This window comes from Faecalibacterium prausnitzii, assembly GCF_003324185.1.
GTDB classification, from domain to species: Bacteria; Bacillota; Clostridia; order Oscillospirales; family Ruminococcaceae; genus Faecalibacterium; species Faecalibacterium prausnitzii.
On record NZ_PXUP01000004.1, the window covers coordinates 17153 to 42242 of the forward strand.

The window sequence follows — 25090 nt, forward strand, 5'->3', positions numbered from 1 at the left end:
AAAGTATATTTGCTTGGCAGTCGTTTGGATGGTTTTGCACCCGCAAAACCGGGTTTTACCCGCCCAGCCTTTGCAGCTTTTCAGTCTGCTCGCGGGTGGCAAGAGCGTCAATGACCTCGTCCAGATTGCCGTCCATGATCTTTTCCAGATTGTGGACGGTCAGGCCGATGCGGTGGTCGGTGCAGCGGTCCTGCGGGAAGTTGTAGGTGCGAATCTTCTCACTGCGGTCTCCGGTGCCCACCTGCCCCTGACGCTGGGCGTTGATGGCATCCTGCTGCTCCTTCTGCTTTTGTGCAAGGAGGCGGCTGCGCAGGATTTCCAGCGCTTTATCCTTGTTCTGGAACTGGCTGCGCTCGTTCTGGCACTCCACCACCGTACCTGTGGGGATATGGGTCACGCGGATGGCACTGGAGGTCTTGTTGATGTGCTGACCGCCCGCACCGGAGGAGCGGAAGGTATCAATGCGCAGGTCCTTCATATCCAGCGCAAAGTCCACCTCCTCTGCCTGCGGCATTACCGCCACGGTGGCGGTGGAGGTGTGGATGCGGCCTTGGGTCTCGGTCTCCGGCACCCGCTGCACCCGGTGCACCCCGCTCTCATACTTGAGACGGTTATATGCACCTACGCCATCCACTGAGACGATGGCTTCCTTTACGCCGCCAAGTTCGGTCTCGTTCAGGTTGAGCAGTTCCAGCGTCCAACCACGGTTCTGGGCGTACATGGTGTACATGCGCAGCAGGCTGTGGGCAAACAGGGCGGCTTCCTCGCCGCCGGCACCGCTGCGGATCTCCATGATGACGTTTTTGCCGTCGTTCACGTCCTTGGGCAGCAGCAAAATTTTGAGATTATTTTCCAGCTTTGCCACATCTTGACTTTTTTCGCCGATTTCCTGCTGTATCATCTGCTTGAAGTCCGGGTCCAGTGAACCGGGCTCCTCCAGCAGGGCTTTGGCCTGCGCCAGATGATCCAGCGCGGTCTGCCAGTCCCGGTAAGCCTCCACCACCGGCTCTGTATCGTGGTACTCCCGCATCAGCTTGCGGAACAGCGCCGGGTCGGCGGCGGTATCGGGCTGGTTCAGCCGCATGGAAAGTTCCTCAAAGCGGCGGCAGACCGCATCCATCCGGGAAGAAATATCTTGCATCCTTGCAGTTCTCCTTACAAATTCGTTCCGGTTCGGGTGCGTTGGCTGCGCTACTGCGCACTGCCGGGCTTTACCACCTTTTTGATGTTCTTTTCAATTTTGGCGCGGGGCAGCATGACCTCGCGTCCGCAGCCGGTGCAGCGGATCTTAAAATCCATGCCCACCCGCAGCACCTCGAAGCTGGATGCTCCGCAGGGGTGCTTTTTGCGGGTGAGGATGGTATCTCCCACAGCGACGTCCATATTTATCCGACCTCTCCCTTCTTTTCTGCCGCGCAGATGCCCGGCAGAGCCAGTGTGTGCCGCCGCCCGCTGAGCGGGTGCTGCGCATACAGATATAGTATAATGCAAAGCCGCACAAAATGCAAATATCTGCGCACACTGCTGCATATCGTTGTAGCATCGCACAGAGACCCGAAAACCATATAGAAAGAGGAATGAAACATGATGCAAGCTTATCGTACCGAAAACAGTTACCGTTCTGCCGCCCGTCTGTCCCCTGCCGAGCTGCGGGCTGCCATGGCCAGCGGCGAGATTTTACAGGCCACTGCCCTTGCCTTTGACACCCGGCGGCAGCTGCGGTTTGAGCTGGGCGGCGTAAAGGCAGTGATGCCCTTTGCCCAGTGCGCAGACGGTGCCGAGGCAGGTACCGTGCGGGATATTGCGGTGCTGACCCGGGTGGGACGCCCCACCTGTTTTGTCATCGAGGGGCTGGACACGGACGAGGACGGCGCGCCCTGCTACCGGCTTTCCCGCGCCGAGGCGCAGCGGCTGTGCAAGGCAGAGTATCTGGACACCCTTTCGCCCGGGGATATCCTGCCCTGTACCGTGACCCACATCGAGCCGTTTGGTGCGTTTTGTGACGTGGGCTGCGGCATCAGTGCCCTGCTGCCCATCGACTGTATGTCGGTAAGCCGCATCTCCTCCCCTGCCGACCGGGTCAGCGTAGGGCAGCAGATTTTGTGTGCCATCAAGAACCGGGACGCGCAGGGGCGCTTTGTGCTGACTATCCGGGAGCTGCTGGGCACATGGGCAGAGAACGCCGCCCGGTTCACCGTAGGCGAAACGGTGGTGGGCATCGTGCGCAGCGTGGAGGAATACGGCACCTTTGTGGAGATTGCGCCGAACCTTGCCGGGCTTGCGGAGAGCTGCACCGGCCTTACGCCCGGGCAGGCGGTAAGTGTCTACATCAAAAACATTCTGCCGGAAAAGATGAAGATCAAGCTGGTCATCGTGAACCACGCCCTGAGCCAGCCCCACCGGTTTGAGCTGCGGTACTTCATCACCGAGGGACATCTGGACAGGTGGGTGTACTCCACACCGGAATGTCCCAAGCGCATTGAGACAGATTTTGCCGTTGCGGCTTGCAATCCGGGCTGAAAGCCTTTATACTAATAGAAAGAGTTTTTGTCTGCCCGCTGCCCGCCCTTTTGGCAGCGGCGCAGACCTTTGATACCATGTGAAAGCGCAAGGGGGATGTAAGGAACGATGAGCGCCAATGATGCTTTTACCGCCGGTGTCCGTCCCGGCGGCCTGACCAGCAGCACCGAGATCCGGCTGCTGCTGTGCTATCTGGTGAAAAACGCCGGTCCCATTACCCGGCAGGAGATCGAGAACGCCCTGATGGAGGAAGCCCTTGTCAATTATTTTGAGATTGGCTCCTGTCTGGACGATATCACAAAACAGGCGCTGGTCACCCTGACCGGCGACAGCTACACCATTACCGATAAAGGTCGCAAGGTGGCGCAGGAGCTGGCCTACGACCTGCCCCGCAGCGTGCGGGAGCGGGCAGTGGCTGCTGTACTGCGCTGCCAAACATGGGCCCGCAAGGAGGCCAAGTACAGCGCCCGCATCACCGAAAAGGCCGACGGCCACTGCACCGTGCGCTGCACCGTAAAGGGGCTGGACAGCGAACTGTTCTGTCTGGAACTGGGTGCGCCCGACCGGCTGAGCGCCGAGCTGGTGAAAAAGCAGTTCATCCTGAAGGGCAACGAGATCTATCAGCTGCTGATCAACAAGCTGACCGAGGAAGAAAAATAAGACAGAATGATCCCCGCCCGCTGTAAGTAGAACTTACGACGGGCGGGGATTTTTTTCAGATACGCCCTAGATCAGGATACAGATCAGTCCAGTGCAGCCCTCGTTGATGACCCGCTCCAGCGTTTCCTGCAGGCGGGTGCGGGCTTCCTGCGGGATGTGCAGCAGCTTGTTCTGCAAACCGTCGTTCACCAGCTCGTGCAGGCTTTTGCCGAAAATGTTGGACTCCCACAGCTGCACCGGGTCGTCCGCAAAGTCGGCCAGCAGGCTCTGCACCAAGTCCTCGCTCTGCTTCTCGGTGCCCACGATGGGGCTCAGTTCTGTATGGATAGTGGCCTTCATCATCTGGATAGAGGGCGCACAGGCTTGCAGCCGCACCCCGCAGCGCCCATCCTGATGCACGATCTCCGGCGGCTCCAGATGCAGCTCATCGATGGAGGGCATCACGATGCCGTAGCCGGTGGCTTCCACCTGCTCCAAGGCGCTGCGCACCTTCTCGTAGGCGCGCTTTGCCCGGGCCAGCTCCATGATGCAGGGCATCAACCCGGCCTCGTCCCCGATGTCCAGCCCGGTCTGCTCGCTGAGCACCTGATAAAAGATCTCCGGCTTCAGCTCCACACTCACCCGCACACTGCCGGCGGCAAGGTCTGCCCCCGCCACTGCCGAGCGCTGCACGGCATCGCATTCCAGCGCAGGGGCGTCCGTTCCAGTGGGCAGATCCTTCATGCGGGACACCCGCTCTGCCAGCTGCATGGCGGCTGCGTATACCTGCGTTTGCAGCCAATGCCCGGGCTCCAGCATGGTCACCCAGCGGGGCAGGGCAAAATCCAGCTCCTGCACCGGAAATTCATACAGCACCCGCCGTAAAATCTCCCCCAGCATGGCGGCATCCAAGTCCACACAGCTTACCGGCAGCACGGTGCGGTGGTAGTCCCGCGCCATTCCCTCGGCCAGCTGCCGGGTCTCCGGCGCGTCCGGGTGGGTGCTGTTGAGCAGGATGATATAGGGCTTGCCCAGCGCTTCCAACTCGGTGACGACCCGCTTTTCTGCCTCTGCGTAGCCTGCCCGGGGGATATCGCTGACCGAACCGTCCGTAGTGACCACCACCCCGATGGTGGAGTGCTCACAGATCACCTTGCGGGTGCCGGTCTCTGCGGCAAGATCAAAGGGCACCTCCTGCTCAAACCACGGGCTTTTGACCATGCGGGGCTTTGCGTCCTCCTCGTGCCCCATAGCGCCCTCCACCATGTAGCCCACACAGTCGATCAGCCGCACCCGGCACGCCCCGCCGCCCTCCAGCTGCAAGGGCACGGCGGTCTCCGGGATGAATTTCGGCTCGGTGGTCATGATGGTGCGCCCCGCTGCCGACTGCGGCAGCTCGTCCCGGGCACGTTCCCGGGCAGCGGCAGAGCCGGACATGGCGGGCAGCACCAGCTGCTCCATGAACCGCTTGATAAAGGTGGATTTGCCGCTGCGCACCGGCCCCACCACACCGATGTAGATATCCCCGCCGGTGCGTGCGCCGATCTCGCGACAGATGCTGTTCTGTTCCTGTTTCTCCAAGGTCCTTCTCCCCTTCCTGTTGCGCTGCGCACCGCGCCCGTAGGGGTGGGTGTGCTCGTTGTATCGTATGAAAAGGGAGCGCTTATTATGCCGGGACGATCTTAAATGCCCTCCGCTTTGCTCTGGGCATAATCTGCGGAAAAATTATTTTATATAATTGCAATTGAGGAAAATCCGCAGACTTTCCTCAATTGCCTTTTCACGGGACTCAAAAAAAGAGCTGCCATGCAAACACACAGCAGCTCTCAGAAAGGTTTTATAAAATCACGGGGTCAGGCGGTTGGGGCCGCGGAACAGGAACTCGGCGTCCTTGATGCTCAGGCCGCACAGCAGCATGGTCAGGCGGTCGATGCCCAGACCAAAGCCGCCGTGGGGCGGGCAGCCGTACTGGAAGAACTCCAGATAGAACTTGACGTCCTCGGCCAGACCCTTCTCCTCAGCCTGCTTCTTCAGCACCTCGTAGCGATGCTCGCGCTGGGCACCGGTGGTGATCTCCACACCGCGCCAGATCAGGTCGTAGCCCTGCGGCACGCCGTTCTCGTCGCGCATATGGTAGAAAGCGCGCTTCTCGGCAGAGTAATCGGTGATGAACAGGAACTCGTGGCCGTAGTGCTTCTTGACCCAGTCGTAGCTCAGGCGCTCGGCCTCGGTGGTCAGATCACCCTTCTCGCTCTCGTCCACGGTGTAGCCGAACTCTTCCTCCAGAGCCTTATACAGGTCTGCCAGCTTGACCACCGGGAACGGCGTGGTGGGCACGATGACTTCCAGTCCGAACAACTCCTTGATCTGGTCGCCGTAGCTGTCCTTAACGGCCTGCAGACCGGCGGTCAGCAGTTCCTCTTCCATCTTCATCACGTCTTTGAAGGAGGTGATGTAGCTGAACTCCAGATCGAAGCCGGAGAACTCAGTAGCGTGCTTGTTGGTGTAGCTCTTCTCAGCGCGGAACACAGGACCGGTCTCGAAGATACGCTCAAAGCCGGCAGCCATGGCCATCTGCTTATAGAACTGGGGGCTCTGTGCCAGATAAGCGTTGCGGTCGAAGTAGTCCACCTTGAACACCTCAGAGCCGCTCTCGCTGGCAGCAGCGATCAGCTTGGGGGTGTGGATCTCGATGAAGTTGCGGTCCAGCAGGAACTTGCGCATGGCGTTGACGAAGCAGCTCTGTGCCTTGAACATCAGCTGGTTCTCGTCGGTGCGCAGGTCGATCCAGCGGTAGTCGATGCGCTGGTCGATGCTGGAGCGCTCCACAGCCTTCTTTTTCTTAGTGGCTGCGATTTCCTTGCGGACGATGGGCAGTGCATTGGCGGTGCTCTCCACCTCGATGCTCTCGGGGATCATCTCCACGCCGCCCATCTTGACGTAGTCGTTCTCCATCACCTTGCCGGTAACGGTGATGACAGAGTCCGGTGTGAGCTGGTCGATGGTATCCACCAGCTCGGGGTGGTCGGCCTTCTCCACCGTGATCTGCAGCTTGCCGGTAATATCCTTCAGCACGATAAATGCCATATACTTGCTGTTGCGCAGGTTCTCGATAAAGCCCTGCACCTTCACCGTGCCGCCGATGGCCTTTTGAGCCTCATTGATATAGGTGCGTTCCATAATACAGGAATCCTCCTTTAACGTCTTGTGTACTGTTTTATTATACGCTTTTCAGGGGATAAATCAAGAGATATGCCAATTTCAGCCGGTCTGTGCTGTGCTTTCTGTAAAAATGGAGACACCGGAGCGTCAGCCAAGGCTCCGGTGTCTCCATATAATAGATCATTTTTCGTCATGCAGGGTGCCGGTGCCGCCCTCCACCACGCCGTCATGCTTGAGCACGGCGGTAATGGTGCCAAAGAAGCACTTCACATCCAGCCCAAAGCTGATGTGCTCCACATACCAGCCGTCCAGCTTTGCCTTTTCGGCAATTTCCAGTTCGTCCCGGCCGTGGATCTGCGCCCATCCGGTCAGCCCCGGGCGCACATCGTTTGCGCCGTACTTGTCCCGCTCAGCCAACAGGTCGTACTGGTTCCACAGCGCCGGGCGCGGCCCGATGACTGCCATATCCCCCACAAGGATGTTCCACAGCTGCGGCAGCTCGTCCAGACTGGTCTTGCGCAGAAAGCGCCCCATGCGGGTGATATACTGCTCCGGGTCGTGCAGCAGATGGGTAGGCATATCGTGCGGGGTGTCGATGCGCATGGTGCGGAACTTGAGGATCTGGAAATGCCGCTTGCCGATGCCTACCCGCTTCTGCCGAAAAAACACCGGCCCGGGCGAGTCCAGCTTGATGGCAACAGCCAAAAGCAGCAACAGCCACGAAAGGCACAGGATGCCGCAGGCCGACAGCAAAATATCCAGCAGCCGTTTGATCCGATTTCGATACATAAATAAAACTTCCTCCGTTTTCTACGGGTGTACCGCTTTATTATAGCAGTATGGGCAGCATTTTTCAATTGCAGGCTGTGCCCGGCGGCTGATATTTGGCGATTTTGGAGGAAGTGGACGCTTTACCTCTTGTTTTTTACCTAATATCGCGCTATAATAGGCAATTGCTATGTCAATTCAGGTTTATTATAGGAGGTAGATAACTCATGGCTACGACCAGCCGTTCCGCAGACCTGACCAGCGGGCCCATGCTGCAAAAGATCATTTTGTTTTCCGTGCCGCTGGCGGCATCCAGCATTCTGCAATTGCTGTTCAACGCCGCCGACGTTGTGGTGGTGGGGCGCTTTGCGGGCAGCACGGCGCTGGCCGCTGTTGGCTCCAACGGCGCGTTGATCAACCTGCTGGTCAACCTGTTCGTCGGGCTTTCGCTGGGTGCCAATGTGGTGGCAGCCCGGTGCTTTGGCGCCCGGGACGAAAAAGGCGTGCAGGACACGGTACACACTGCCGTAGCGCTGGGTTTAGTCAGCGGCGTATTGCTGGCAGTGGTGGGCTTTTGCGCCGCGCGCGGCCTGCTGGAGCTGATGAGCTGCCCGGAGGATGTGATCGGCCTTTCTGCCCTGTACCTGAAGATTTATTTTATCGGCATGCCCATGACCATGCTGTACAACTTCAGCAGTGCGCTGCTGCGGGCCGTGGGCGACACCAAGCGCCCGCTGTACTGTCTGGCCGCTGCCGGTATCATCAACGTGGTGCTGAATCTGGTCTTTGTCATCGGCTTTTCCATGAGCGTGGCGGGCGTGGCACTGGCCACCATCATCAGCCAGACCGTGTCTGCACTACTGGTGACCGGGATGCTTGTCCGGGAGAAGGGCGCGCTGCGGCTGGACCTGCGGCGGCTGGCCTTCCACGCCGGGACGCTGAAGCAGATTTTGCTCATCGGCCTGCCTGCCGGGCTGCAGAGCACGGTGTTCAGCCTTTCCAATGTGGTCATCCAGTCCTCCATCAACTCCTTCGGCTCCATGGTTGTGGCGGGCAACTCTGCCTCCTCCAATCTGGAGGGCTTTGTGTACACCGCCATGAACGCCTTTGCACAGGCCGCTGTCACCTTTACCAGCCAGAATATCGGCGCGCGTAAGTACCACAACCTTGACCGGGTGATCCGCAACTGTCTGCTGTGTGCGGTGGTCACCGGCCTTGTGCTGGGCGGCGGCGCAGCACTGGCGGGGCACCAGCTGCTGCGCTTCTACTCCTCGGACACTGCGGTCATCGCCACCGGTGCCGAGCGGCTGCGCCTGATTTGCGGCTTCTATCTGCTGTGCGGCATCATGGACGTGCTGGCCAGCAGCCTGCGCGGGCTGGGCTACAGCGTGCTGCCCATGGTGGTAAGCCTTGTGGGTGTGTGCGTGCTGCGGCTGGTGTGGATCGCCACTATTTTCCAGCTGAACCGCACCCCTTTTATGCTGTACATCAGCTACCCCATCAGCTGGGCACTGACCGCACTGGTGCATCTGGCCTGCCTGCTTGTGGTGCGGCGGCATCTGCGCCAGAAGCAGCAGCAGACGGTATAAATCCTTTTTGCATAAAAGCAGCGCCGGACAGACTTTTTTGGTCTGTCCGGCGCTGCTTTTACTATATCACAGGGCCACATCCAGTGCCATCATCAGCGCAAACCCCAGCACGATGCTGATGACACCGGCCACTTCATCCGGTTCCACCGCCTCAGGGATCATCTCCTGTGCGGTCACACACACCATACAGCCCGCCGCCGCGCTCATGAGCCACGGCAGCGCTGCGCCTACCCACTCGGCCAGCACAAAGGCCAGCACCGCGCCCAGGGGCTCCACCAGTCCGGAGGCCGCCCCGGCGGCAAAGGACTGCCCCCGGGTGCGCCCGCTCTGGGTCAGCGGCAGACTGACCGCCGCCCCCTCCGGGATATTCTGCAAGCCGATACCTAGGCTCAGTGCCAGCGCGCCGCTTACAGCGTCCGCGTCCCCGTGCAGCGCCAGCGCCGCAGCCAGCCCCACCACCATGCCTTCCGGCAGGTTATGCAGGGTGACCGCCAGCACCATGCGCCCGCAATGCCCGGGGCCGCCAGCCAGCAGCTGCCCGGCGGCATCCTCCAGCCGTAAAAGCCCCACAGCGCCTAAAATAAGCCCCAGTGCCGGGGGCACCCATGCCGCCCTGCCCTGCGACCGGGCAATGGCCGGCAGCAGCAGGCTCCACACGCTGGCCGCCAGCATGATACCCGCCGCCATTCCGCACAAAATGCGCCGGGTAGCCGGCCTTGTCTGCCTGCGCAGCAAAAACACCCCTGCTGCTCCCAGCGCGGTACACGCCGCCGGGAACAGCCAGACACAAAGTGTGAAAACGATCCGGTTCAAGCCGCATTCCCCCTTTGCCCTTTGTATGCACAAACGGGCAAAAGGGTGCAGGCTCAGAAATCGTCCTCAGTGCTGTCGCAGCTGCCTGCATCGCAGTCTGCGTCATCGGACGCAAAGCTGTCAGTGCTGTCCGCGTTGAAATTGCGCTCGAACGCGGTCATGTACTGGGCATAGCCCTCGTCGCCGGTGCCAAAGTAGCCAAAATCAAAGTCTTTCATTGTAGTACCCTCCATAAATTTTCTTGTCGTTCAGCCTTCCGGGGGATGTCCGTCCCTCGTTGTGTCTCTATTATCCACATTTACAGTACAATAAAAAGGATTTTATGAGTATTTTTCAAATTTTTCTGTTTTTGTGCTTCCCGCCCGGCGGTACAGGCTCTATCCCGCGCTTTATTTTTGCCAAAAAGTCTTTTACTTTTGGCGAAACTTTATGACAACTATGTAGATTCTTTACATGGATTATAACTTTCGACCAAAATCCTCTTGATTTTTTTCAAAAACGGATTAGAATATAGCATCGCAGTGAGGCGCTACCGAAAGCCCGCTGCCAAACATTTACAAGAAGACTAAGGAGATCATTGATATGAAACTCAAGAATATTTGCATCGCTGTTGTTGCTCTGGCTCTGGCTGCTGGCATGACCGCTTGCGGTGGTTCTGCTTCTAGCGCTGCTGCTTCCTCCACCTCTGAGGCTGCTTCCGCAAGCACCACCGCTGTTTCCGAGGCTGCTTCTTCTGAGGCTGCTTCCAGCGAGGCCGCTTCCTCTGAGGCTGCATCTTCCGAGGCTGCTTCCTCTGAGGCTGCTGTCAGCGAGGCTGCTTCTTCTGAGGCTGCTTCCACCACTGCCGCCTAAGTTTAACGCGCACAGCGTACATAACAGGATAGCAAAAGGCCGCTGCACATTGATTTCGTGCAGCGGCCTTTTTGGTTGCGCAGAAAGATTTTAAATGCCCTCCGCGTGCGCTATGGGCATAACCAGCGGAATGATTTTTTTCGGGAAACCGGGTCGTCTGCGGACGCCCCGGTATCCCATTTTATGAAAAAAGACCGCCGCACAAAGCCATGTACAGCAGTCTCCTTACGTTTGAGAAGTAAGCTTTCCAATATCATTTTTCAAGGATCGCGCGGATTTGAGCAAGGTCGGCGGCAAAGGTGATATTCCGCTGCCGCGCCGGAGTAGAAAGCCCCATGGTGATCATCTGCTGCAAAAGCTGATGCAGGGGCTGGTAGTAGCCGTTCAGGTCGTAGAGGATGCAGGGCGCGTCCAGCTGCCCCAGCGACAGCTTGCTGATGACCTCGGTGATCTCCTCCAGCGTACCGGTGCCGCCTGGAAACGCGATAAAGGCATCCCCCAGCTCGATCATTTTGGTCTTGCGGGAGGGGATGTCCTCGGTCACGATCAACTCGGTCAGTCCCTCATGCTGCAGCTCTGCGTCCAGAAAGCACTTGGGTTCTACGCCGGTCACCCGGCCGCCTGCGGCCAGCACACTGTCGGCCAAAAGCCCCATCAGGCCGCTTTTGCTGCCGCCGTACACCAGCGCGTTGCCGCTTTCGCCGATCCAGCGCCCCAGCTGCTGCACAGCCTGCGGCAGTGCAGGGTCGGTACCAAGGTTTGCCCCCAGATACACGGTAATGTTCATTTTGTCAACCTCTCCTTCCGGGTCAGATGCTCCACAGCACCGCGCCCAGCACCGCAGAAAGTAAGATCATCCCGATGGGGGACGGCGCTTTCTGCGTTTTCTTTTTATAGGCAAAATGCAGAATGCCCAGCAGGGCAAACACCGCCAGTGCACGCATATCCGGAGCAAAGCCGCCGACAAGGGTGGTAAAGCCGCCCAGCGTGGAAAGCCCCATGGTGCAGGCGGTGGCCAGGATCATAGCCACCACGCAGGGACGTACCCCAGCCAAAAAGGCGTTGACCCCGGCGTACTTCATCAGGCTGTGCAGCGCCGCTGCAATGAGCAGAATGATGACAAAAGAGGGCAACACCACCCCCACCGTTGCCACAAAGGAGCCTGCCAGCCCCGCCTGCGAAGCGCCGATAAAGGTGGCCATGTTCACCGCCAGCGGGCCGGGCGTAGACTCTGACACTGCGATAAAGCTGAGAAATTCGCTCTCGGTCAGCCAGCAGTGCCCCAGCACCGTTTCCCGTACCAGCGAGATCATGCCGTAGCCGCCGCCAAAGGACACTGCACCGATGACAAGGAAATTCCAGAACAGCTCCAACAAGATCATTTTGTGCCGCCTTTCTTCCCCCGCCCTATCGCGTAGGCCAGCACCCCGGCTGCGCCGCAAAGCAAAATGCAGCAGATGGAGGAAAATTTTACCGCCAGCATAGAGCAGCCCACCATGGCCGCCAGCACCACCGCCACCACTGCCGTGTTGAAGGGGGTGCGCTGCAAGTTTTTGAGCATCTTGACCCCTGCGGATAAGATCAGGTAGATGACACAGGCCTGAATGCCCTTGAAGGCATTCGCTACCACCGTCAGCTGCAAAAAGCGGTCGAAGAAGAGCGAAATAAGGTAGATGACTGCAAAGGACGGCAGGCACACTGCCAGAGTGGAAGCCGCCGCACCGGCAACACCAGCCAGCTTATAGCCGATGTAGGTGGCGCTGTTCACCGCCACAGGGCCGGGGGTGGACTCGGCAATAGCGACCATATCCAGAAACTCCTCCCGGGTGAGCCAGCGCTTTTTTTCTACAAATTCGTGTTCCAGCAGCGCCACCATGGCGTAGCCGCCGCCAAAAGTAAAGGCACCGATCTTGAAAAAGGTGCCGAACAGTTCCCTCGTCTTGGACATAGGCATTTTTCCTCCGGGCACTTACTGTTTGACCGGCTCCAGTTCCAGATAGCACTCGAAAGCCGTTTTGTCCGCGTGCTTGGCAATAAAGTACCAGCCATCATCCGAGGGGGTGTAGAAAACCTCCACCTGCTGCCCCATGGGGACTTCGCGGTGGTAATTGATGGAGGCGAACTTCACAACATGATCGCGCATGATCTCCAGCGGCAGCGCGTCACAGACGATATCCAGATAAAAAGCGTTATTGATGTGGTAGTGCAGGTCGCACTGGGAGTAGCGCGCCGTAAACAGGCCGGCGCTGGTCAGGCTGTCCCGGCGCTTATGCAGCAAAAGGGGCAGTTTCTCTTCCACCGTCTCGTTCCAGTATCCCTCTACCGTCCAGCCCGGCTGGCGCAGGATGTGCCCATCCTCAAGGCTGGACATGATCCAGCGGCTGTCCACCATGGCTACTTCCTGCCCGGCTTCGTCCGTAAGGGTGGTGACGCGCTTGATGGAGCCGCGGAGAGCCTTTTCTGAGCGGGAGCAAAGGGTCAAAGTCTCGCCCCGGCGGGGCACACGGTTAAACCGCAGCGCCTGCTTGCCCACCAGAAACGCTACGCCGTGATCCTCAAAAAACTTATCGTCCATGCCAAAGTGGCGGGCATGCATGGAAGAGATCTGCTCCACATAGCGCAGCAGGGCGCTGGCCTTGAGCAGGCTGTGGCAGTCTGCGTCGGCATTTTCTACCACGGCAGTACCTTGATAATAAAATTGTTCCATAGTCTTTCCCTCCTATCGGAAAAAGGCCGCCGCACCACGTCCGGGACGGCAGCCTTGGTTGAAACGATCAATACTGATTGCGGGTCTTTCTGCGCACTTTGCGCCAGATATTGAAGCAGGCCAGCGCCAGCATGGCCAGCAGCAGCAGCAAAAACAGGTAGCTGCCGCCGCCCTCGTCGTAGCTCTTCATCTCGCTCCACTTCAGATCCAGTTCGCTGTTCACCTCATCGCTCAGGGCGGTGAACACCTTCTCGCGGGCGGCGTCCTCCTCAGACGGATAGGCGATCTCACTGGTCTTCAGATCCTCGTCCAGCACCTCCCAAACATCGTGCATGGGGGTGGTGTAGCCGATGTACTCGCTGTTGGCCTTGCCGATATCGGTCTCGCACATGAAGTTGATGAACATCTCGGCGGCCTCTTTGTGCTCGCTGGCAGCAGGCACAGCCATGCAGTCCACCGAAAGCACACTGCCCTCCTCCGGGAACACCCAAGCCAGATCCGGGTTATCGTCGATCATGGTAATGGCATCGCCGGAGTAGTACACGCCGATGGCCGCCTCGCCGCCGATCATCTTATCAAAGATCTCGTCCATGACGTAGGCCTGCACCAGCGGCTTCTGTGCCTTGAGCTCCTCTACCACCTCGTCCACCTCTTCCGGGGTGGCGGGGTTGATGCTGTGGCCGCTCTTGAACGCGGCGATGGCGTAGGCATCGCGGCTGTTGTTGAACATCAGAATGTTGCCCGCATACTGCTCATCCCACAGGTCTGCCCAGCAGGTAGGGGCTTCGTCCACCATAGTGGTGTTGTAGATGATGCCGGTGGTGCACAGCATATAGGGTACGGTGTAGGCGTTCTGCGGGTCGTAATCCGGGTTGCGATAGCCCATATCGATCTTCTGGAAATTGGGGATATTCTCGTAGTCAAGGGGTGCAAGCATCCCCTCGTTGATCATCTTTGCCACCATGTAGTCGGAGGGGATGATCACATCGTAGTTGGCTGCGCCGGACTTGAGCTTGGCGTACAGGGACTCGTTGGAGTCGAAGGTGGTGTAGTTCACCTTGATGCCGGTCAGCTTTTCAAAGGCAGCAACCACGTCCACACTGTCGTCCGAGCCGTTGGAGATGTACTCGCCCCAGTTATAGACATTCAGGGTGACGTTCTGCCCCTTGAAGCGGGTCCAGTCGTAAGCGTCCGACACCGAGACGTCCTCGGTCACCTCAATAGTACCGGCGGCAAGCACCGGCAGTGCGGCGCACAGCGCCACAGCCAGCGTCAGCAGCAATGCAGCAATGCGTTTCATCGTGCGCCCTCCTTTCGCAGCGTTTTCTGATCCCGGCGGTAGCTGCGGCTCTCCATGGCATTGGACACCAGAATGACGCTGAGGATGACCACGAACATGATGGTGGACAACGCGTAGATCTCCGGGCTGACCTTTTTACGGGTCATGGAGTAGATGGCAATGGGCAGGGTCTCCACGGTGCCGCAGTTGAAGTAGGAGATCATGAAATCGTCGATGGAATAGGTCAGGCAGATGAGGAAGGCAGAAAGGATGGCGGGGCTGATCTCCGGCAGAATGACCTTGAAGAAGGCCTGCCGGGGGTCGCAGCCAAGATCCAGCGCTGCCTCGTACAGCTTGATATCCAGCTGCTTGAGCTTGGGGCTTACGTTAAAGATAACGTAAGGCACGTTGAACGCGATATGCGCAATGAGCAGCGTGGGCAGACCCATGATGTTGTCCGGCAGCCATGCGGACTGCGTGGCAAAGCGCTGGTAGGCCACGAACAGCAGCATCAGGGAGATGCCGGTGATGATCTCCGGGTTGACCACCGGGATATAAGTGATGTTGGTCACCAGCAGGCGGCTTTTGCGGCTCATGGAGGCAATGCCAAGGCTGGCTGCCGTGCCCAGCACCGTGGCGATGATGGCAGACAGGATGGCCACCTCAACGGACACCCACAGCGCGTGGAGGATGGACGCATTCGTGAACAGGCTGCGGTACCATTTAAAGGTAAAGCCTGTAAACAGCGAATAGCCCTTGCTCTGGTTGAAGCTGAACACGATCATGTAGGCAATGGGCAGGTACATGAAGCAGAAGAACAGGATGATGTAGACCCGCTGCATCAGGCGCAGATGTTTTGTTTTCATCAGGATACGCCCTCCATTTCATCCTCGTCAAAGCTGGATGTAAAGCTCATGCACAGCAGTACGATGATCATCAGCACAAGGCTCATGGCAGAGCCGACGTTCAGGTTGTAGCTGTTGCCCAAGAACTGCATCTCGATCAAGTCACCGATCAGCAGATTAGAGCCGCCGCCCAGCATACGGCTGATGACAAAGGTAGACACTGCAGGCACGAACACCATGGTGATGCCGGTGCTGATGCCCGGCACGCTCATGGGGATGAGCACCCGCACAAGGGTCTTGGTGGTGTTGGCACCAAGATCCTGCGCAGCTTCCACAAGGCTCTGGTCGATCTTGGTCATGCTGGTGTACAGCGGCAGGATCATGTAGGGCACATAGTTATACACCATGCCCAGCACTACCGCACCGGAGGTGTTGAGCATGGTATAGGGGCCAAGGCCGATAAAGCCCAGCAGGGTGTTCACCGGGCCATTGACGCTGAGCAGACCCATCCATGCGTAGGTACGCAGCAAAAAGTTCATCCACATGGGCAGCATGACCAGCATAAGCATGATGTGCTGCTTGTTCACCCGCAACCGGGACAGAAAATAGCCCACCGGGAAGGCGATGACAAGGCAGATAACCGTGGCAATAAGCGCCAGCAGCAGACTGCGGGCAAACACCGAGCCGTAGCCGCTGATGGAGGTGAGGTTATTCAGGGTAAAGTTGCCCTCGGCATCGGTCATGGCATAGTACACCACAATGAACAGAGGCACAACGGTAAACAGCACCATCCATACAAAGTACGGATAGGCCAGCTTTTTATCATAGATCTTCATGGCACATCACCCCTCGCTCCGCGCCATGATATGGATCTCGTTGGGGCCGATGCGCATACCGATGGTCTCGCCGGGGGTGCAGGCACGGGTGGAGTGGATCAGCCACTCGCGGCCTTCGCACTCCACGTGCATCTCAAAGTGCACGCCCTTGAAGATGACATCATTCACCACGCCCACAAGCTGACCCTCCACAGGGGATACCACCTCGATATCCTCCGGGCGCACCACCACCTGCACGCTCTGCTCCCGGGCAAAGCCGCGGTCCACGCAGGGGAAATCCACGCCGGAGAAGGACACCAGAAAGTCCTTGTGCATCACGCCGTCCACGATGTTGGAATCGCCGATAAAGTCTGCCACAAAGGCATTTTTCGGCTCGTTGTAGATATCCTCCGGGGTGCCGATCTGCTGCACCTTGCCGCCGTTCATAACCACGACGGTATCGGACATGGTAAGCGCTTCCTCCTGATCGTGGGTGACATAGATAAAGGTGATGTTCATCTCGCGCTGCAACCGCTTGAGCTCCAGCTGCATCTCCTTGCGCAGCTTCAGGTCCAGCGCACCCAGCGGCTCGTCCAGCAGCAGGATCTCCGGCTCGTTGACCAGACTGCGGGCAATGGCCACGCGCTGCTGCTGACCGCCGGACATCTGGCTGATGCTGCGGCGCTCGAAGCCCTTTAAGCCCACGACCTCCAGCATATCGCGCACCTTGCGACGGATGGTGTCCTCGTCCAGTTTTTTGAGCCGCAGACCAAAGGCCACGTTCTCGAACACGTTCAGGTGCGGGAACAGCGCGTATTTCTGGAACACGGTATTCACCGGGCGCTTGTAGGGCGGCACACCGGTAATGTCCTCCCCTTTCAGCAGCACCTTGCCGGCGTTTGGCTCCAGAAAGCCTGCGATCAGGCGCAGGGTGGTGGTTTTGCCGCAGCCGGAGGAACCGAGCAGCGTCACGAACTCCTTATCATGGATATCCAGATTCAGCCCATCCAGAATGCGCTGTCCATCAAATTCCACTACGATATCCCGCAGTGAAACGACCACCGAGTTGTCCATTTTATATGTTATCCTCCTTGTTCTCAGATACGAAAAAAGACAGGGAACCTGCCCCATCTTTTTTGCGTATAAGGGGTGCTCCGCCCCGCACAGAAGCATGATCTTGCGCGGCGGACTTACCCTGTCACGGTTTATAATAAACAATCACAGTCGGATTGTCAATCACTCTGCCGATGTTTGCCGCAACTTTATAAAAAGCTGCAAAAAAATATACGCTGCACCTTGGTTTCGGTGCAGCGTACAAAAACAATCATTCCTGCGTTTTCAGGTCGTTTTCCGTCAGCAGAAGCGCCTGCACAGTGCTTGTATCCACTGTGTATACCGAGGTATCCCCTTCCACCTGCAGATACCACCCGTCCGTACCGCAGGCGTAGGCCAGCTGCACGGTGGAGCCGTCCTCGCTGGTGACTACGGCGGTGAATACCGGTGCATCAAAACCGCAGGCGGCAAGGTCTGCGTCCGTAGTCTGAGCGGTGGCATAGGTGCACAGAGCAGACAGCAGGCCTTGCACCTTATCCTGTGCAAGGCCTGCGGCGGGGTCAGAGGCCAGCCGCCACACCGTCTCGTAGGCAGTGGAAGAAGCGCTGTCAGCGCTTTCGGTCGTCTCACTGACGGCGTTCAGGGTGACGGAGGTGCCATCTGCCAGCGTATAGGCTACCTGCGTAATGGCCGAAGCGGTGAGTCCGGTGGGGCAGAAGCTGCCGAAGAGCCCGGCCTTATCCAGCTGGAAGCAGGCGGCTTTGTTGCCGCTGACGGTGTAGATGGCATCGTCCCCGGCTTTTTGCACATAGAGATCCCCGGTGACCGGGTTTTCTGCCCCGAAGGTCAGGGTAGTGCTCTGCCCTGCCGCCGTGACCGTGACCGTGAGCTGCGGGCTGTCCAGCCCGTAGTCCTCCCCTGCCTGCGGTGTCAGGCTGCGCTTGGCATTCAGCGCCATCAGGGCGGTGCGCATGGTGTTGCAGGCGCTCTCGTCCAGATGATAGGCGGGGTCCTGTGCCAGCTGCCAGCTGCCGCCGGAATATTGCAGGGTGTAGGTCTGGCCGTCGAAGGTGTATTCGATCTGCTCTAAGTCCTCAGCGGCAAAGCTGGAAAGCGGGATGCTGCCCTCGGCGGCGGCACTGGCGGCCTGCTCGGCCTTGGCGTTGCTGCGGATCACCGCCCACAGTGCCGCGCCCAGCAGCACTGCCGCTGCCAGCAACGCCAGCAGGACACGCTGTTTTGTTTTCATGGCGGTCTCCTTATCTGCGGCGGCGCAGCAGCACCACCACTGCCCCGGCAATGAGCACCGCCGCCGGGAGCACGAACACAAAGGTCAGCCCCAGTGCAGCGGCGGTAGAGCCTGCCACCGTGATGGGCTCGGCTTCCAGTGCCTTGGTGTCCACAAGGATATCCTGCCCCACCAGAGAAGCGGCGCAGCCCTGCAAAAAGGTCAGATTGCCGGGCATGGACTGATAAAGCTGCTCGTTATCCATATTGGGGCAGCCGATCCAGAGGACCTCGGCGCCGGTGTCCTCGTTCCGCGCCCAGACGGCCAGCGCAAAGGGGCCATCTGCGTTCCCGTCCTCCCGCTCCATGGTGGTAAGGTCGTTGATGTCGGTTTTGGCATAGGCAGCGGAGGAGCTGTTCAGCAGCGGCTCGGCGGTGACATCCTCGGTCTCAGTGACTGTGATGCCCTGCGCCACCGACAGCATGACATGGGTGCTGGTATTCACACCGTTCAGCGCGGTGCTCTCGGTGGGCGTGCCGTAGTCCGGCAGCAGCGACCATGCAGAGTTATACAGTGCCTTGCTGCTGTCGCCCTCCACCACCATGCCCTCTGCGCGGGCAAGGCCGAACTGCGCCAGCACGGCGTCTAGCTGTGGGGTCTGGGCGTAGACGCTGCTGGTCAGCAGCAGCTTGCCGCCCGCCGCCAGATAATCTTGCAGCTGGCTGATCTCATCCACAAGGCTGTCCCCTGCGGAAAAATCGGTGGTGGGTGCGTTGATGATGAGCAGATCGCAGTCCTCCGGGATGGTGCTTGTGAGCAGATCCAGCGGCTGGGCGTCGATATTCTGGGCGTCCAGCGCATCGGTCAGGGAGTCGGTCAGGGTCTGCTCGCCGTGGTTGGTGGTATAGTAGGCGTGGCTCTGCCCGGCTGCGGTAAGCTTATAAATGGCAGAGGTGATCTGCTTTTCGCCGCCAAAGGTCACGCTGGCAGAGCCGGTGGTGTAGTAGTCGGTATAATCGTACTCGTACAGGTCGGCGGCATCCAGTACGGTGCTGTTCTCCCCGCAGGTGACGATCAGACTGCCGGTGGAAACATTCTCTGCGCCATACTTTGCGGCAAAGGTTGGGTACAGGGTGGGGTCCTTCTGTTCCCAGCTCAGGTGCCCGCTCTCGGCGGCGTAGTGATCCAGCAGCTTTGTGATGATGGTATCCTCGCTGCCGGTTTCACAGAGGTAATAGATGTGCACATCCTTTTCCAGCCCCTCCACCAGCGCTTTGGTGCTGTCGCTCAGGGTGTACATTTTGGCCTCGGAGAGGTCGAACTCGGTATATTTTGCAGGGATGGCCCGCACCAGCAGGTTGAGCAGCACCGCCAGCACCAGCAATGCCGCCAGCATGGCGGTGGACAGCAGCCCGCTGCGGAACACCCTGCCCTTTTGGGAGGCTGCGTTCTTGTTCCATTTCATCGTTGTGGCCTCCTCTCAGTTCCAGCGGCGCTTTTCCAAGCCCTGTGCGGTGAAAAACAGGAACACCGCCGCCACGGTCAGGTAGTAGACCAGTGTGGGAATGGAAAAGCTGCTGTTGACAAATTCTTCAAAGGGGGTAAACAGGCACAGTGCGCTGAGCACTGCGCTGAAAGCCTCGGTCAGCCAGCTGCTCTTGAGCAGAAACAGTGCCGTAAGCGCCACGCAGCACCCCGCAAAGGAAAGGCAGCCCAGCGTGAAGCTTTTGCTGCGCAGCCCTGCCACCACGCTGAGCACAGCGGCAATGGCCGTGAACAGTGCCAGCGCTACTGCACTGCCGGTGGTGAACATGGTGCGCAGGCTGGGCATCATATAAGCCAGCAGCAGCGCCGCCACGCCGGACACGGCGGCGATAATCTGGTTTTCGGTCAGGCTGGAAAGGAACACCCCGATGGCAATGGCGGCGCAGCCCATGAGGTAATAGCACAGCAGGGCGGAAAAATTGGCCAGCGTGCTGGTGCCGGTAGCGCCCAGCGCCTTCAGCACAAGGATCATGCCCGCATCCATAAGGCAGGGCAGCGCAAAAATGACGCAAAGGGCAAAATATTTGCCCAGCACGATGCCGCCCACCGACACCGGGCTTGTGAGCAGCAGCTGGTCGGTGCGGCTGTGACGCTCCTCCGCAAAGGAACGCATGGTGAGCACCGGGATGTAGAGCAGCAGCACAAAAATGGTGCGGTACAGCGTGTAGTAGCCAAAATCCGGCAGACCATAGCCCAGATTCAGCGCCACAAAATAGATAGCCGTAGCCGCCAGCATAAAGGCGGTAAGCACCGCACCGATCATGCCGTGAAAGCAGCTGCGGAGTTCTCGTTTAAAGATGGCCAGCATCTCAATTCTCCTCCCCTTCTGCCGGGGTGTTCTGCTCCGGCGTTTTTTCGGTCAGCGCTAGGAATACCTCCTCAAGGCTGCGGTTCTCGGCGGCAAGCGCCAGCACGGTGCACCCGGCCTCGGTCAGTGCCCGGGACACAGCGGCGCGGCGGTCAGCGGCGTCCTCGCTCTCGGCGGTAAAGGTGACCTGACCGTCCGCGGCGCTTTCCAGTTCTACCTTGCAGATGCCCGGCACGCTGCGCACAGCGGCCAGCACGGTGTCGGGCTCGCCCTGCGCGGTGGCACGCAGGCGGCTGCCCGGGTTCAGGGTCTCGCCCAGCTCCTCCGGGCTGCCTACCGCCACTAGACGGCCTTTAGAGAGGATAAGCACCTGCTGGCATACCGCCTGCACCTCGCTGAGGATGTGGCTGGACAGGATGACCGTGTGCGCCTTGCCCAGCTCCCGGATGAGGTTGCGGATCTCGATGACCTGCGCGGGGTCCAGCCCTACGGTGGGTTCATCCAGAATGATAAGCTGCGGGCTGCCCAGCAGCGCCTGCGCGATGCCCACCCGCTGACGATAGCCCTTGGACAGGCTGCGGATGACCCGGGGCAGCACTTCTTCCAGCCCGGTGCGGTGGGCAGCGGCCAGCACCTGCTGTTTGCGCTGTGCACGCTTGACTCCCTTGAGCTCTGCCACAAAGTCCAGATACTCCTGCACAGTCATTTCCGGGTAGAGCGGCGGCTGCTCCGGCAGATAGCCTACACAGGCCTTAGCCTGCTGCGCCTGCTCAGGCAGACGGAAGCCGGCTACCTTTACCTCGCCCTCGGTGGGCGCCAGATAGCCGGTGAGGATATTCATAATGGTGGATTTGCCCGCGCCGTTTGGCCCCAGCAGGCCGTAGATCTGGCCGTCCGGCACCGTAAACGAGAGATCCTGCACGGCAGGGCGGCTGCCGTAGGACTTGCTCAGGTGAGAAACTTCGATCACAGCAAACTCTCCTTTTATTTCAGAAGCTGTTTTGTGGAAAGCGGCGTAGAACCAGCGCTTTCCGGTTTGGAACTGCTTTAGTTTAGATGGAAAATGTGTTTAAATTAAGACAATCCTGTGTGGGAAAACGAAATATTTGCCACCGCAAAACGCAAAAATGCCGCCTCCCGAAGGAAGCGGCATGAGATAGCCTATAATTACTTACGGCCGAAACGCTTGTTGAAGCGCTCAACACGTCCGCCGGTGTCAACCAGCTTCTGCTTGCCAGTGTAGAAAGGATGGCACTTGGAGCAAACTTCGACGTGGATCTCGGGCTTGGTGGAACGAGTCTTGATGACATTACCGCAAGCGCAGGTAATAGTGCAGTCAACGTAGTTCGGATGGATACCCTGTTTCATTCTTTTCACCTCAATTCTGGTTCTGACGTATTGGGGCCATATTTAATGTATGTGCCCATCACAACCTTCAATATCGGCTACCCCGTCGAGCGGCCTTGGAAACGATTGCCTTACTATTATAGCACGAATCGGCCAGAATGCAAGAGGGAAATTTAAGTTTTTTACAGCTTTTGCAGCGTCCAGCCTTTTTTTGCTGCCAGTTGCTCCAGCTCCCGGTAAGAAAGCCTCAGCTGCGCAATGTTGAAGCCCGGCAGCTCCGCAAGGCAGCCGCCGTCCTGTGCCCGGTGCAGCAGTTTGCGCACCGGCAGTTCCGGTTCGCCGTCCAGCGTATCCAGCCCGGCCACATATTCTCCGCACCGGGGCAGTGGCTGCTGCCAGTCGATAGTTTTGCAGACCCTTGCAAGCGTAAGGTGGTTGCAGGTCACCGTCTGCCGGAATTCCAGTTTCATGATGCTCTCCCCTTTTGCGCCGGAGATTCACAGCTGTTCCCGGCGCGATACTATGATATAACATTTTGTTTTATATGTCAATATAACATTTCGTTGTGCCTATACTTTACCTTAAATAAAGCCTTTGAGGTAAATACCATGTATCAACGTATCCGGGATCTGCGGGAGGATCGTGATCTGCTGCAAAAGGATGTTGCGGCGTATCTGAAATGCACACAGGTCTGCTACTCCAATTACGAGACCGGCAAGCGGGATATCCCCACCGAGGTGCTGATCCAGCTTGCCGGTCTCTACCATACCAGTACCGATTATATTCTCGGCCTTACGGACGACAGCGCCCCTTCCATTCCCCGTAAAGCGTAAAACTGCCCCCAAAACAGCGCGATTTGATGCGAGCTACTTTGGGGGCAGTCTGTTTGATATAAAAATATTTCACCATAGCCCCGCATAGAAAGGTTCTTGTAAACGCGTCCATACGGGATTATCTGTGCAAGAATGATTTCTCTCGTCTCTCCAAAGCTTCCAGAAAGCAGAGCAAAAAGAAAGTCCAACAATCATTCGAGTCAACGAACAATTCTGAGATTTTCAATGTCTCCGGCGGGGCAACCCCATACTCTGCCTTCAGAAAGGGATTTTAAGTCCCTCGTGTCTGCCAGCCTTCGGCAAAGTCGATTTTCGTTCGTTGTATCGTTTGATTTCTCATTGCGAGAGAGATTTTTCCTTCGCGAGCGAGAGGGATTCGCACTTTTTTGATAAGATGATAGTATCACATTTTCCGCCCTATGTCAATCATGTAAAATTGTTTCATCTTGTCATGCTTGATCTTCGGAGCGTCCGGGACCCGGGGCTTCCGCCGGGAGCGTTCGCCCTGCCCAGATGCGCTCCTCAGGGTGGGTGTGATGAGGGGTTGGATGAGGGGTTGATAGGTGTATTGATGGACGGAATTGAATGATGTGTTATTGCTAATTTTTTGAAGAGGACTTTTGAAGCGATTGGGGTTGTTTTGATGTGCTGACAGATTTGATTACTTCTTATCTGTGATGTTCATTGCTGTTTATTTGCTCAGTCCCTACTTTGCCTGTGCTCTCCCCTGCCCTTCTTTTACTATAATTTCACCGGATGTGATTTTGGACTATGGAATAAAAACAGGTATATTATTGTTCGATACAAAACAATTATTCTATTATAAAACCGCATGGATGAGATTTTGTAACTACACACACACGGTTTAAGGTTTTGAATGATTATTTTAGGTTTGTACGGGTCACGTCCGTGCTCACGCCGCTAGCTAGTAGCTTTTTCAGCACGTCCTCTGCTTTGGCTTTTTTCGAATGTGATTACTTTTTCCATTTAGAGATACAGTCGTCTATACTTGGATATAATTCGTAGTTACTACAGCCCAGTTCTTTCATCACGATTTCTTTCCACTTCTTATCCATATCTCCAAAATAAGAAATATGCCACTTTGCATCTTCTGTTCTGGGAGCAACCTTTACAGAATCTAATTCCTTCTTTGTAGGTTTACCAAGCATCTTCAGAAATTCTTTTCTATATCGCTCGTTTCTCACACATTGTTCTCTTTGAAGCCTTCTTTCCATGGCATCTTTAGCGCTTTCACTCGCTGTATTGTGATATCCAATCTCATCAATTACGAACTGCATTCTCTGCGTCAGTTCATATAGTTCGTCCCCTGTCTCAAGTACATTTGATTTTTCTTCAGCATTGTCTACAGACGGAACTTTACTGCTTCTCATCAGAAAATCAAAATACTCAATATCCACAGGACTCATCGACTGTCCCAAGACATAGATATTTTTAATTTCCTCACATATTACGCCATTCATTGCTAAGAAACAGCACAGAATCTGAATATTGTTCTGACAGTGCTTATCTGTTTCATATAGAATTTTATCTACAAGGTGTAATCCAAAAAAGCGTCCGCCTATTTTCGCAAGCATCGGCTCAGGTTCTTGCGGATGCCGATTATGTCCAAAAACAATGGATTTCTTGTCTGTTGCCTCCCCATGTATATGGATTTCTCTCATTTCATTGACGCCAAAGCGTTTCTGAAGAGTATCGGTATAATTAAAATTAATGAACACGCAATTATCTCCAAAGCAATATCCTGCATCCTCCTCTGTAATAGAAATTGTTGCAATCCATCCACAAAAAGCCTCTGTTAAAATTCTTTTTGCATTGCGAATCGACCTCCGCATATCTTTTAGATTCCTTCTCTCTTTTCCAAAGAAAAGATTGATTCGTTCTGTATCGATATTAGCCAATGAGCTTTCAAAGTTATTCCAAAATTCATTATCGAGTTCGCCCGGATCAAATGGATCTCCGTAAATCAATTCTACATCCGAGCATTCTTTGACCGTACCGTCTGAACTGATATACTTGCGCTTTCTGATATGAAGTTTTTTTAAAATCTCATTCAAGTGTTCATGGTAATACGTCTGAAAATCCGCATAAGATGTATTCAGTCCTTGCCACCTGTCAAACCCGTTTCCAATAATTATAATTGTATCTATTGTGGGTGTAGGAAGTTTTTTAGTAGGTTTTTTCTTTTTTCTAAAAATCATCTCATTCACTTCTTTCTTAACTGCGTTTCATTCTTATCCTTTTCCAAAAAAACACAGGGTCAAATCCA

Annotated in this window: 27 protein-coding genes; 5 read left to right on the top strand and 22 right to left on the bottom strand. The window is 56.9% G+C overall.

The window, feature by feature from the left end:
* Nucleotides 1-55: 55 nt before the first annotated feature.
* On the bottom strand, nt 56-1141 hold the full coding sequence (gene prfA / locus C7J97_RS03795; protein ID WP_113992066.1) for a peptide chain release factor 1: 1086 nt from the start codon (nt 1139-1141) through the stop codon (nt 56-58).
* 50 nt (nt 1142-1191) lie between these two features.
* Entirely contained in the window at nt 1192-1383 is a 192-nt protein-coding gene (locus tag C7J97_RS03800; RefSeq protein ID WP_113992067.1) for a DUF951 domain-containing protein, read from the bottom strand.
* A gap of 201 nt (nt 1384-1584) precedes the next feature.
* On the opposite strand from C7J97_RS03800, the gene C7J97_RS03805 reads away from it, so the two are divergent.
* Together C7J97_RS03805 and C7J97_RS03810 are read left to right on the top strand one after the other, a co-directional pair.
* A complete protein-coding gene (locus tag C7J97_RS03805; protein WP_113992068.1) occupies nt 1585-2520 on the top strand; it encodes a S1 RNA-binding domain-containing protein in 936 nt (311 codons plus the stop codon).
* A 108-nt stretch (nt 2521-2628) separates the two neighbouring features.
* Nucleotides 2629-3180 carry a DUF4364 family protein gene (locus C7J97_RS03810; protein ID WP_005926470.1) on the top strand — a complete coding sequence of 184 codons (552 nt, stop codon included), beginning with the start codon at nt 2629-2631 and terminating at the stop codon, nt 3178-3180.
* Nucleotides 3181-3246: 66 nt separating this feature from the next.
* On the opposite strand, the gene spoIVA is transcribed toward C7J97_RS03810, so the two are convergent.
* The 3 genes from spoIVA to C7J97_RS03825 all read right to left on the bottom strand — a co-directional run bounded on the left by spoIVA (nt 3247) and on the right by C7J97_RS03825 (nt 7110).
* Nucleotides 3247-4740, bottom strand: a complete 1494-nt coding sequence (spoIVA, locus tag C7J97_RS03815; protein WP_113992069.1) for a stage IV sporulation protein A — start codon at nt 4738-4740, stop codon at nt 3247-3249.
* Nucleotides 4741-5004: 264 nt separating this feature from the next.
* The gene (gene aspS, locus C7J97_RS03820; protein WP_113992070.1) at nt 5005-6339 is read right to left on the bottom strand and encodes an aspartate--tRNA(Asn) ligase; all 1335 of its coding nucleotides are present in this window, start codon (nt 6337-6339) and stop codon (nt 5005-5007) included.
* A 162-nt stretch (nt 6340-6501) separates the two neighbouring features.
* Nucleotides 6502-7110, bottom strand: coding sequence for a sugar transferase (locus tag C7J97_RS03825; RefSeq protein ID WP_112091104.1), 609 nt, complete (start codon nt 7108-7110; stop codon nt 6502-6504).
* A 206-nt stretch (nt 7111-7316) separates the two neighbouring features.
* On the opposite strand from C7J97_RS03825, the gene C7J97_RS03830 reads away from it, so the two are divergent.
* Nucleotides 7317-8678 carry an MATE family efflux transporter gene (locus C7J97_RS03830; protein WP_113992071.1) on the top strand — a complete coding sequence of 454 codons (1362 nt, stop codon included), beginning with the start codon at nt 7317-7319 and terminating at the stop codon, nt 8676-8678.
* Nucleotides 8679-8744: 66 nt separating this feature from the next.
* Here the strand turns inward: C7J97_RS03830 and C7J97_RS03835 are convergent, their stop codons facing one another.
* Together C7J97_RS03835 and C7J97_RS14965 are read right to left on the bottom strand one after the other, a co-directional pair.
* The gene (locus C7J97_RS03835) at nt 8745-9365 is read right to left on the bottom strand and encodes a ZIP family metal transporter (RefSeq protein WP_005926489.1); all 621 of its coding nucleotides are present in this window, start codon (nt 9363-9365) and stop codon (nt 8745-8747) included.
* 179 nt (nt 9366-9544) lie between these two features.
* Nucleotides 9545-9709, bottom strand: coding sequence for a hypothetical protein (locus C7J97_RS14965; RefSeq protein WP_170126625.1), 165 nt, complete (start codon nt 9707-9709; stop codon nt 9545-9547).
* A 364-nt stretch (nt 9710-10073) separates the two neighbouring features.
* On the opposite strand from C7J97_RS14965, the gene C7J97_RS03840 reads away from it, so the two are divergent.
* On the top strand, nt 10074-10343 hold the full coding sequence (locus C7J97_RS03840; RefSeq protein ID WP_097786226.1) for a hypothetical protein: 270 nt from the start codon (nt 10074-10076) through the stop codon (nt 10341-10343).
* A 253-nt stretch (nt 10344-10596) separates the two neighbouring features.
* Here the strand turns inward: C7J97_RS03840 and C7J97_RS03845 are convergent, their stop codons facing one another.
* The 14 genes from C7J97_RS03845 to C7J97_RS03910 form a co-directional block, all read right to left on the bottom strand.
* A complete protein-coding gene (locus tag C7J97_RS03845) occupies nt 10597-11130 on the bottom strand; it encodes an LOG family protein (protein WP_113992073.1) in 534 nt (177 codons plus the stop codon).
* Between the two features lie 22 nt (nt 11131-11152).
* Nucleotides 11153-11725, bottom strand: coding sequence for a chromate transporter (locus tag C7J97_RS03850; protein WP_113992074.1), 573 nt, complete (start codon nt 11723-11725; stop codon nt 11153-11155).
* Nucleotides 11722-12291 (bottom strand): chromate transporter, encoded by a 570-nt coding sequence (locus C7J97_RS03855; protein ID WP_113992075.1) that lies wholly within the window; start codon nt 12289-12291, stop codon nt 11722-11724. The genes C7J97_RS03850 and C7J97_RS03855 overlap by 4 nt, the downstream gene beginning before the upstream one ends.
* Before the next feature lie 21 nt (nt 12292-12312).
* Nucleotides 12313-13050, bottom strand: coding sequence for an acyl-[acyl-carrier-protein] thioesterase (locus C7J97_RS03860; protein WP_113992076.1), 738 nt, complete (start codon nt 13048-13050; stop codon nt 12313-12315).
* Between the two features lie 67 nt (nt 13051-13117).
* Nucleotides 13118-14350 (bottom strand): ABC transporter substrate-binding protein, encoded by a 1233-nt coding sequence (locus C7J97_RS03865; RefSeq protein ID WP_113992077.1) that lies wholly within the window; start codon nt 14348-14350, stop codon nt 13118-13120.
* Nucleotides 14347-15195 (bottom strand): ABC transporter permease, encoded by an 849-nt coding sequence (locus C7J97_RS03870; protein WP_113992078.1) that lies wholly within the window; start codon nt 15193-15195, stop codon nt 14347-14349. Before C7J97_RS03870 ends, C7J97_RS03865 begins: the two co-directional genes overlap by 4 nt.
* Complete coding sequence (locus C7J97_RS03875; protein WP_005926516.1) at nt 15195-16010, bottom strand: ABC transporter permease; 816 nt, start codon at nt 16008-16010, stop codon at nt 15195-15197. Before C7J97_RS03875 ends, C7J97_RS03870 begins: the two co-directional genes overlap by 1 nt.
* A 6-nt stretch (nt 16011-16016) precedes the next feature.
* Nucleotides 16017-17063, bottom strand: coding sequence for a spermidine/putrescine ABC transporter ATP-binding protein (gene potA, locus C7J97_RS03880; protein ID WP_015538395.1), 1047 nt, complete (start codon nt 17061-17063; stop codon nt 16017-16019).
* 250 nt (nt 17064-17313) lie between these two features.
* Nucleotides 17314-18291, bottom strand: coding sequence for a DUF4340 domain-containing protein (locus C7J97_RS03885; RefSeq protein ID WP_113992079.1), 978 nt, complete (start codon nt 18289-18291; stop codon nt 17314-17316).
* A gap of 10 nt (nt 18292-18301) precedes the next feature.
* Nucleotides 18302-19735: a DUF7088 domain-containing protein gene (locus tag C7J97_RS03890; protein ID WP_113992080.1), complete on the bottom strand. Its 1434-nt coding sequence runs from the start codon at nt 19733-19735 to the stop codon at nt 18302-18304.
* A 15-nt stretch (nt 19736-19750) separates the two neighbouring features.
* Nucleotides 19751-20623 carry an ABC transporter permease gene (locus tag C7J97_RS03895; protein ID WP_113992081.1) on the bottom strand — a complete coding sequence of 291 codons (873 nt, stop codon included), beginning with the start codon at nt 20621-20623 and terminating at the stop codon, nt 19751-19753.
* Nucleotide 20624: 1 nt separating this feature from the next.
* Entirely contained in the window at nt 20625-21593 is a 969-nt protein-coding gene (locus tag C7J97_RS03900) for an ABC transporter ATP-binding protein (protein ID WP_113992082.1), read from the bottom strand.
* A gap of 197 nt (nt 21594-21790) precedes the next feature.
* Nucleotides 21791-21991, bottom strand: a complete 201-nt coding sequence (gene rpmE, locus C7J97_RS03905) for a 50S ribosomal protein L31 (RefSeq protein ID WP_005926533.1) — start codon at nt 21989-21991, stop codon at nt 21791-21793.
* A 161-nt stretch (nt 21992-22152) separates the two neighbouring features.
* Complete coding sequence (locus tag C7J97_RS03910; RefSeq protein WP_005926536.1) at nt 22153-22440, bottom strand: hypothetical protein; 288 nt, start codon at nt 22438-22440, stop codon at nt 22153-22155.
* A 138-nt stretch (nt 22441-22578) separates the two neighbouring features.
* Between C7J97_RS03910 and C7J97_RS03915 the strand changes: the two genes are divergently transcribed.
* A complete protein-coding gene (locus C7J97_RS03915) occupies nt 22579-22803 on the top strand; it encodes a helix-turn-helix domain-containing protein (protein ID WP_112120809.1) in 225 nt (74 codons plus the stop codon).
* Between the two features lie 974 nt (nt 22804-23777).
* On the opposite strand, the gene C7J97_RS03920 is transcribed toward C7J97_RS03915, so the two are convergent.
* Nucleotides 23778-25022, bottom strand: a complete 1245-nt coding sequence (locus tag C7J97_RS03920; RefSeq protein ID WP_113992083.1) for an AbiH family protein — start codon at nt 25020-25022, stop codon at nt 23778-23780.
* Nucleotides 25023-25090: the final 68 nt, after the last annotated feature.

Bases quoted from the DNA above. Each gene is read 5' to 3' on its own strand.
- prfA (WP_113992066.1), bottom strand. From the start codon at position 1,141: ATGCAAGATATTTCTTCCCGGATGGATGCGGTCTGCCGCCGCTTTGAG.
- C7J97_RS03800 (WP_113992067.1), bottom strand. From the start codon at position 1,383: ATGGACGTCGCTGTGGGAGATACCATCCTCACCCGCAAAAAGCACCCC.
- C7J97_RS03805 (WP_113992068.1), top strand. From the start codon at position 1,585: ATGATGCAAGCTTATCGTACCGAAAACAGTTACCGTTCTGCCGCCCGT.
- C7J97_RS03810 (WP_005926470.1), top strand. From the start codon at position 2,629: ATGAGCGCCAATGATGCTTTTACCGCCGGTGTCCGTCCCGGCGGCCTG.
- aspS (WP_113992070.1), bottom strand. From the start codon at position 6,339: ATGGAACGCACCTATATCAATGAGGCTCAAAAGGCCATCGGCGGCACG.
- C7J97_RS03825 (WP_112091104.1), bottom strand. From the start codon at position 7,110: ATGTATCGAAATCGGATCAAACGGCTGCTGGATATTTTGCTGTCGGCC.
- C7J97_RS03830 (WP_113992071.1), top strand. From the start codon at position 7,317: ATGGCTACGACCAGCCGTTCCGCAGACCTGACCAGCGGGCCCATGCTG.
- C7J97_RS03835 (WP_005926489.1), bottom strand. From the start codon at position 9,365: ATGGCGGCGGGTATCATGCTGGCGGCCAGCGTGTGGAGCCTGCTGCTG.
- C7J97_RS14965 (WP_170126625.1), bottom strand. From the start codon at position 9,709: ATGAAAGACTTTGATTTTGGCTACTTTGGCACCGGCGACGAGGGCTAT.
- C7J97_RS03840 (WP_097786226.1), top strand. From the start codon at position 10,074: ATGAAACTCAAGAATATTTGCATCGCTGTTGTTGCTCTGGCTCTGGCT.
- C7J97_RS03845 (WP_113992073.1), bottom strand. From the start codon at position 11,130: ATGAACATTACCGTGTATCTGGGGGCAAACCTTGGTACCGACCCTGCA.
- C7J97_RS03850 (WP_113992074.1), bottom strand. From the start codon at position 11,725: ATGATCTTGTTGGAGCTGTTCTGGAATTTCCTTGTCATCGGTGCAGTG.
- C7J97_RS03855 (WP_113992075.1), bottom strand. From the start codon at position 12,291: ATGTCCAAGACGAGGGAACTGTTCGGCACCTTTTTCAAGATCGGTGCC.
- C7J97_RS03860 (WP_113992076.1), bottom strand. From the start codon at position 13,050: ATGGAACAATTTTATTATCAAGGTACTGCCGTGGTAGAAAATGCCGAC.
- C7J97_RS03865 (WP_113992077.1), bottom strand. From the start codon at position 14,350: ATGAAACGCATTGCTGCATTGCTGCTGACGCTGGCTGTGGCGCTGTGC.
- C7J97_RS03870 (WP_113992078.1), bottom strand. From the start codon at position 15,195: ATGAAAACAAAACATCTGCGCCTGATGCAGCGGGTCTACATCATCCTG.
- C7J97_RS03875 (WP_005926516.1), bottom strand. From the start codon at position 16,010: ATGAAGATCTATGATAAAAAGCTGGCCTATCCGTACTTTGTATGGATG.
- potA (WP_015538395.1), bottom strand. From the start codon at position 17,063: ATGGACAACTCGGTGGTCGTTTCACTGCGGGATATCGTAGTGGAATTT.
- C7J97_RS03885 (WP_113992079.1), bottom strand. From the start codon at position 18,291: ATGAAAACAAAACAGCGTGTCCTGCTGGCGTTGCTGGCAGCGGCAGTG.
- C7J97_RS03890 (WP_113992080.1), bottom strand. From the start codon at position 19,735: ATGAAATGGAACAAGAACGCAGCCTCCCAAAAGGGCAGGGTGTTCCGC.
- C7J97_RS03895 (WP_113992081.1), bottom strand. From the start codon at position 20,623: ATGCTGGCCATCTTTAAACGAGAACTCCGCAGCTGCTTTCACGGCATG.
- rpmE (WP_005926533.1), bottom strand. From the start codon at position 21,991: ATGAAACAGGGTATCCATCCGAACTACGTTGACTGCACTATTACCTGC.
- C7J97_RS03910 (WP_005926536.1), bottom strand. From the start codon at position 22,440: ATGAAACTGGAATTCCGGCAGACGGTGACCTGCAACCACCTTACGCTT.
- C7J97_RS03915 (WP_112120809.1), top strand. From the start codon at position 22,579: ATGTATCAACGTATCCGGGATCTGCGGGAGGATCGTGATCTGCTGCAA.
- C7J97_RS03920 (WP_113992083.1), bottom strand. From the start codon at position 25,022: ATGATTTTTAGAAAAAAGAAAAAACCTACTAAAAAACTTCCTACACCC.